The sequence below is a fragment of the Mycoplasmopsis primatum ATCC 25948 genome (assembly GCF_000702785.1).
In the GTDB taxonomy this organism is placed as follows: Bacteria; Bacillota_I; Bacilli_A; order Mycoplasmatales; family Metamycoplasmataceae; genus Mycoplasmopsis; species Mycoplasmopsis primatum.
Genome location: NZ_JNJV01000051.1, coordinates 1 through 2,578, shown reverse-complemented (window position 1 = coordinate 2,578; position 2,578 = coordinate 1). Strand labels below are relative to the sequence as shown.

Annotated in this window: 4 protein-coding genes; 2 read left to right on the top strand and 2 right to left on the bottom strand. The window is 21.7% G+C overall.

Going from position 1 to position 2,578, the window contains the following annotated elements; translation table 4 throughout:
* Window positions 1–32 precede the first annotated feature (32 nt).
* Window positions 33–299, bottom strand: coding sequence for an ABC-three component system middle component 6 (locus T386_RS0104145; RefSeq protein ID WP_029513857.1), 267 nt, complete (start codon window positions 297–299; stop codon window positions 33–35).
* Window positions 283–1,305: a hypothetical protein gene (locus T386_RS0104140; protein WP_029513856.1), complete on the bottom strand. Its 1,023-nt coding sequence runs from the start codon at window positions 1,303–1,305 to the stop codon at window positions 283–285. The genes T386_RS0104145 and T386_RS0104140 overlap by 17 nt, the downstream gene beginning before the upstream one ends.
* 169 nt (window positions 1,306–1,474) lie before the next feature.
* On the opposite strand from T386_RS0104140, the gene T386_RS0104135 reads away from it, so the two are divergent.
* Complete coding sequence (locus T386_RS0104135) at window positions 1,475–2,176, top strand: hypothetical protein (RefSeq protein WP_029513855.1); 702 nt, start codon at window positions 1,475–1,477, stop codon at window positions 2,174–2,176.
* A 27-nt stretch (window positions 2,177–2,203) separates the two neighbouring features.
* Window positions 2,204–2,578: hypothetical protein (locus tag T386_RS04420; protein ID WP_036460143.1), on the top strand; the 375-nt coding region annotated here is incomplete at its 3' end.

The window sequence follows — 2,578 nt, the reverse complement described above, 5'->3', positions numbered from 1 at the left end:
AAATGTTTCTAATTTCTGTTTTTAAGGTTTCATTATAAATTATTAAATTCAAGATTTTCATTATAAATTTCTCCTTTATCATTCACATTTAAAATTTTGATAGTAAATAAAAAGATTAGAGTGCATAATATTTTTTGTAAATTGGGGAATGAATAAATATTGTCTGGGGTATATTTTTCTTTAAACTTTTCTCAAATTACATCAATAGTCATTTTTTTCTTGCCTATTATTTGTAATATAAGTGCTCCAAGACCATAATATGATTCGGTTAAATATATATATTTATTTGGAAGTATCATTATACTCTCCTTCTGTTTTAAAAAAGATATCACAATTGTTAAATAGATATACAACTAATAATTCTGAGAATTTTTTATATGATTCATCTTGATAATTTTCATAAGCATCTACAATAGCAACCTTTTCATAAATATAGTTTACTAATAATTCATATATATCTTTACCAGCCATTTCTGTTTTGTTTTTGTTTCAAATTTCTATTAATTCATTTCTAAAACAGTTAAAGGAATATTCTTTATCTACATATTGATTAATTTCTTTTACTGTATCATCTATGATGTATAAATTTTTTAAGGATTTGCTAATATTATTTCGAAGTTTAAATAATTTATTTATTTTAATTTTTGTATCGATATCAACTTTTATAAAACCCTTACAATCATTTGATTTGGTTTGAAAATAATCGCCTGATACGCACGCATTCAAGATTTTAGTTATTATTGTTCTAATTCAATTAGGTTCTAAATTAAATTCTGAAGCCATATCAAGATGCAAAAGAATTAAATCCATTTTTTCACTATCAGTATTCATTAATATTTCAGCTAAATATATTGGAGTAGATACAATATCATATTCAAAACTAATATTTTTATCTTTTTGAATTTTATTTACAAAATTACCTATATCGTTGTTTTCGTATAAAGGGATTTCAGCGTGTTTTGCATTGATTAAAAAAATAAACTTTTCGAGTTTTCCTGTTCATAAAGGTTTTTTATCAGAATATAAATGATTTATTAGGCCAGAAAGATCTTCCTTAATTTTTTTTAATACGTTGTTTTTAGTTAAGGAAATTGGAGAGTAAATTTGAAAGTATCTATTTTCATTTGGAATATACCCATCATTTTTGAAATCTTTATAGTTAACAGATGGTGATTCGAATTTGATATTTTGACTTTCATATGCATATTTTTGAATTAAATTTATTTGACTTTGAGCTTCATTACCATTCAATGTAAGTATCTTATTAATTATTAGTTTTATTTTATATTTATCTTTATCGTTCATAACATAATTATTATATATATTTTATTATGAACTTAATTACTTTTTTAATTAAAAAAGTAATTATTTATAATTTGTAATATAAAAAATAATAAAATAACTGAAATGTTAAATACCAAAAAAGGTAGTGCTACAAAAGTTGATAAAATATTAGTTATAGAAAGAGATTAAAATGAAAGAAACTAATAATATTAACATTGATGATATTGAATTAGCATTAGGCAATATTAGATTTAGTGAAATTAATAAAATTAAGTTTGATTTTATTAAACATTTTAATAGTTTTAACAGAGATTACAATAAAGATAAAGAAAATTTAGAAATATGAAAATTAATAATTGATGACTTTGATTCATTTTTAGATTTAATTAATAGTATGGCAAATTTTGGTTATAAACCTGCTGGTGAAAAAATTATCTTAATTAGAAAAGAAAATGACGATGCTAAATATATAGTTGTTGAAGGCAATAGAAGAATTTCGTGTATAAAAATTTTAAATAATATTAAACAGTTCTTAGACTATTTGGAAGACTATAAAATTATTTTTGATAGCGACCAACAACAATTAGCAAATAAGTTAAGAAAAAGATTAATTGCTATAAACAGCAATCGTTTTAACAGTTTGAATACCTTTTTAAAAAAGGATGAATATGATATTCTTGATGATAATTCTAATATATCATCAATTATTTTTAATAAACATATTAATAGCTCTACTACTGGTTTATCTCATTGGAAAAAAGGTAAATATTATTTAGACTTATTAAAAATTTTTAGAGAAGAAAATATTGACTCTAAAAATAAACTTTTAGAATTTAAAAATGATGTCGAAATAAGATTTAATAAAAAGATTGATAAAGTTTGAGCAGATTAACAAAAAGCGATTTTTATTTTTCAATTATTGTGTTGTGTTGATATTAATGACGGTGATGGTTTAGATATTCAGCAAGGAGCTTATAAATTTATAAAAACCCATGAAATAACCACCTTTGAACCAGCATTTACTAAAAATTTATTAAAAAACATATTGAGTTTGTTAGGAATTGATAAACATGTAAAAGTTGATAAAATTTATCAACCTATTTATGATGAAAGAAATAATATATATGTAAATGGTAATAAAAATTATGATTTAAGAAGTTTTTTCGCTTTGTTTTTTGATATGTGGCTAAACGGCTTTTTAACTACACGTAGCATATTAGAAACTGGCGATAAAGAGACAATTGAAAAAATATTTTATGAATACATTCATATTCAAATTGATGAAGATGGAATT